Below are 4,094 nucleotides of genomic sequence, written 5' to 3' on the forward strand. Positions count from 1 at the left end.
GTACGCGGGCGACCGCGAAGACGCTGGCGCCGACGCCGGTGGAGGCGTTGACGTCGAACGACACTTCGGCGCCGCCCTCGACGGAAAGCGTCGCCTTGGCACCGGCCGCGCGGTCTTCCTGGTTGTCCCAGTCGCGGCGGCCCCGCACCAGTTCCGGGGAGCCCGGCAGGTGCGAGCCGCTGGCCCAGAACGAGGTCTTCCAGCCGGAGGCGGTCCGCGTGCCCCACTGCAGGTTCGCCGCGGCGCGGCCGTTGCTGTCGACATCCACGCCGCCGGCGCTGCCGTTGTCGACGGCGCGGGTCACGATGTTGATCACGCAATTGGCCGCGTTCGAGCCCCACAGCGTGTTGCCGGCGCCACGCTGCACCTCGATGCGCTGCACCAGGTCGATCGGCATGTTCAGCCTCGTCCAGGTCGTCGTCGACCAGCCGCTCGCCGCGAACTGTTCGCGGCCGTCGCGCAGGATCAGCGTGTTGTGCGCCACCAGCGAGCTGCCGTCGCCGCGCGCCGTGACGCCCCACAGGTTCGCGTTGATGTGTTCGACCCACACGCCGGGGATCCACGCCAGCGCTTCCAGCACGGTGCGGGCACCGGCGCGGCGCAGTTCATCGCCGGAGAACACGCTGGTGGCGATCGCCATGTCCTGCTCGGGCTGCACCCGGCGGCCGAGCGTCGTGAGCTGCACGTCCAGCAGGGCTTCGAGCGGTTGATCGAGCAGCGACTGGGCGCGCAGAGGGTTGCTGCAGGCCAGCGCCACGAGCAGCACGGCCGCATACCTGAACAGGGCGAAGCGGCCGAACGCCACGAGGGGCGGCAGGGGGGGCAGCGGCAGCAGGGGCGGGGGGTGGGCTCGCATACGACCTTGCTCACTTCGAGTTGTCCACAAAGTGTAGGAAGCCTTGCCGGCGATTCGCTCAGGCGAAACCCACGGAGGACATGTGTCCGTACCCCCGCGAGCGTGGGGGACGGCATCGACGCGATTCGTCAATCCGGGGCGGGCACGATGCCTGCATGCTGCCACCCATCGCGCAACAGATCTTCCGGATGCATCCAGATGTGCCAGCTTCTCGGCATGAACTGCAACAGCCAGGCCTCGATCACGTTCTCGTTCACCGGTTTCCGGCAACGCGGCGGGCGCACCTCGCACCATGTGGACGGTTGGGGCGTCGGCTTCTATGAACCGGGCGGCTGCCGGGTCTTCCACGACGACCAGCCGGCCAGCGAATCGCCATTGGCGGCGTTCCTCGGCGACTACCCGATTCCGTCGGCCATCGTCATCTCGCACCTGCGCCGCGCGACGCAGGGCGTGCGTTCGCTGGCCAATTGCCACCCGTTCCAGCGCGAGTGGATGGGGCAGCCGTGGCTGTTCTCGCACAACGGCGACCTGCGCGGCTTCGACCCCGTGCTCACCGGCCCGTACCGCCCGATCGGCGGCACCGACAGCGAGCGCGCGTTCTGCTGGCTGATGCAGGAGCTGCGCGCGCAGTTCGCCGACCGCGTGCGGCCGGTCGGCTGGGCCGAGCTCGCGCCGCAGATCGCGCTGCTCGCCGAGCGCCTCGCGCGCCATGGCAACTTCAACTTCCTGCTGTCCAACGGCGAAGCATTGTTCGCCCACTGTTCCAGCAAGCTCTACCTGCTGCAGCGCCAGCACCCGTTCCCGACCGCGCGGCTGCTCGATTGCGACATCAGCCTGGACCTCGGCCGCCTGAACGGTGTCGACGACCGCATGGCGCTGGTGGCCACCGAGCCGCTGACCGACGCCGAGCCGTGGGTGCGGCTGGCCACCGGCGAGATGCGCGTGTTCGTCGGCGGCGAGACCGTGTGGCGCCAGGTCGATCCGCGCACCCAGGCCTTTGCGCCGGCCGATGAGCGCGAAATGGTGACTGCCGGCTGAGAATCGGTCACCCGAGTGTTGCATTTCATACAGCGTTTGTATGATGCGGCACATGGCCACCGGGATCACCGCCAAGGATGTCTGGGCTGCGTGCGACGCGCTGCTGCTCGCCGGCGAGCGCCCGACGATCGAACGGGTGCGCCGCCAGCTGGGCCGCGGCTCGCCGAACACCGTCAGCCCCTTGCTGGACGACTGGTACCAGCACCTCGGCGGGCGCCTGAAGGACCCCGGCGCCTTCGGCGTGCCGCCCGACGTGCCCGAGCCGGTGATGCAGGCGGCACGCCATTTCTGGCAGGTGGCGCAGGCCGAGGCCCGGCGCGACGTCGACCAGCGTGTCTTCGACGAACGACTGCGCGAGGCGATGGCCGCCGCGGTGGCCAATGTCGAGGCCGAGAAGGAGYGGGCGGCGATCGCCGACGCCGCCGCGTTCGAGGCCGCCGGCAAGGCGGTGCGGCTGCAGGCCGAGCTGGCGCGGCGCGATGCGGCGCTGGCCGAGGCTCACAAGCGCATCGACGAGCTGGGCCGCGAGCTCACTTCCCGAACAGGCCCTTCACCATCCCGCCCAGGCCCTTGACCATGCCGGACAGGCTGACCCCGAGGCTCTCGGCCATGCCGGAGGCGATGCGGGTCGCCAGGTTCTCGTTCAGCGAGAAGGCCGGGTCATCGAGGCGCCCCTCGAGCGTGAACTTCACCTCGAGCTTGCCGTTCTTCGACATCGCCGCGAGCACGGCCTGGCGCGGCACGCCGGCGAAGGTGGAGAGCGCACCGTCGCTCGCGAACTCGACACCGGTCAGCGTCAGCTTGCCGGGCGCCTTCAGCTGGTTGCCGACGACGCCCGCGCGCAGGTCGAGGTCGAGCGTGCCGCGCTTGATGCCCTTGTCGGCCACCTTCAGCAGGTAGGGCTGCAGCGTGACGAGGTCGACATCGTTGAAGCGGGCGCGGATGTCGGCGTCGTGCGACGCGACGGTGTAGTCGCCGTCGATGCGGATGCGGCCGTCGCGCTGCACGCCCTTGAACACGCCGTCGAGCTGCACCTGCAGCGGCTTGTCGAGCTGCGGCAGCACCAGCGGGCCGACGTCGGCATCGACCTGGTCGAGGGTCAGGCGCAGCGCCGGCTGGCGCACCGAGCTGTCGAAGAACTCCACCTGCGCGGCGTCGAGCGCGACCTGGCCGATGATCAACAACGGCTTGGCCTGCGGGTCGGGTCTGGCGGCGGACGACGTGGCGGATGACGCGGGCTTGGTCTTGTCCTGCGGCTTTTCCAGCAGCGACGGCAGCACCCGGGTCTTGCCGTCTCGGGTGCGCAGCACGGCCAGGTAAGCGCCCTCGACGCGCACCTGCGCAATGCGCCACGGCCCGCCGAACAGGCTGCGCGGGTCGGGCGTGATGCGCACGCGGCTGGCGCGCAGCTCGTCGGCCACTGGCCAGCCGGCCGGGCCCTGGATGCGCAGGTCGAGCACGTCGATGCCGGTCCAGCCGGGGCGGATCGCGCCGATGCTGGCACGCGGGCCGAGGGCCAGCGCCACCTCGGCCTGCAGCTGGCGGGTCGCGACCTGCAGCGCGATGACAGCGAGCAGGAGCAGGCCGAGGACGATCGCGCCGGCCAAGGCGAGGCGGCGCTGGGTGCGGGTGAGGTTCTGGAGCGGGGTGATCATGGGCGGGCGCCATGCTACCCGGGTTGGGTCGGCGCAGTCCGCGCAGTCAGCGTGTCAGGGGCTCGCCGGCTTCTTCGTCGGGGGGATGGCGATCGAAGCGCCAGCCGCCATAGAGCGCCGCGCCGGCCGTCAGCACGTTGGCGGCCATCTGCTCCCAGGCTTCGTAGCTCCACGCGTGGTACATCCACAGCGCCGAGATCGCGAGCATCGAGTACCGCAGCGTGCGCCCGGTCATGTAGAACATCGCATAGGTCGACCACAGCGAGGCGGCGATCAGGAACAGCGTGCCCCAGCCGTTCCAGGTCAGCAGGCCGGKGGCCACCGTCAGGACGCCGAAGGCGGCCAGGCCGAGGCTGCGTGCGCCGGCGCCGTGCTGCAGCGTGGCGGCCGAGGTGGCGGTGCGGCCGGCGCTGACCAGGTTCAGCGCCGCCGCGGTGTGGGCCCCGATCAGCACGTTGTTGAGCGCCCACAGCAGGCCGGCGAAACCGGATTGCAGCCGCAGCGATTTTTCGCAGCGGCGCAGCATCGCGAAGGCGTTCATGGCC

5 protein-coding genes are annotated in these 4,094 nt (G+C 70.7%); 2 read left to right on the forward strand and 3 right to left on the reverse strand.

Going from position 1 to position 4,094, the window contains the following annotated elements; translation table 11 throughout:
• The coding region (locus tag AC1D01_RS23410) for a TonB-dependent receptor plug domain-containing protein (protein ID WP_477870574.1) at positions 1 to 856 on the reverse strand (856 nt) is incomplete at its 3' end.
• Between the two features lie 198 nt (positions 857 to 1,054).
• Between AC1D01_RS23410 and AC1D01_RS23415 the strand changes: the two genes are divergently transcribed.
• Together AC1D01_RS23415 and AC1D01_RS23420 are read left to right on the forward strand one after the other, a co-directional pair.
• Positions 1,055 to 1,894, forward strand: a complete 840-nt coding sequence (locus tag AC1D01_RS23415) for a class II glutamine amidotransferase (RefSeq protein ID WP_477870576.1) — start codon at positions 1,055 to 1,057, stop codon at positions 1,892 to 1,894.
• A gap of 52 nt (positions 1,895 to 1,946) precedes the next feature.
• Entirely contained in the window at positions 1,947 to 2,468 is a 522-nt protein-coding gene (locus AC1D01_RS23420) for a DNA-binding protein (RefSeq protein ID WP_477870578.1), read from the forward strand.
• Here the strand turns inward: AC1D01_RS23420 and AC1D01_RS23425 are convergent.
• Positions 2,425 to 3,549, reverse strand: a complete 1,125-nt coding sequence (locus tag AC1D01_RS23425; protein WP_477870580.1) for a DUF748 domain-containing protein — start codon at positions 3,547 to 3,549, stop codon at positions 2,425 to 2,427. The genes AC1D01_RS23420 and AC1D01_RS23425 overlap by 44 nt on opposite strands.
• 46 nt (positions 3,550 to 3,595) lie before the next feature.
• Positions 3,596 to 4,094, reverse strand: a 499-nt coding sequence (locus tag AC1D01_RS23430; protein ID WP_477870582.1) for a YgjV family protein, incomplete at its 5' end; no start/stop codon positions are given.

It is taken from the genome of Rhizobacter sp. P3_B12, from assembly GCF_056402895.1.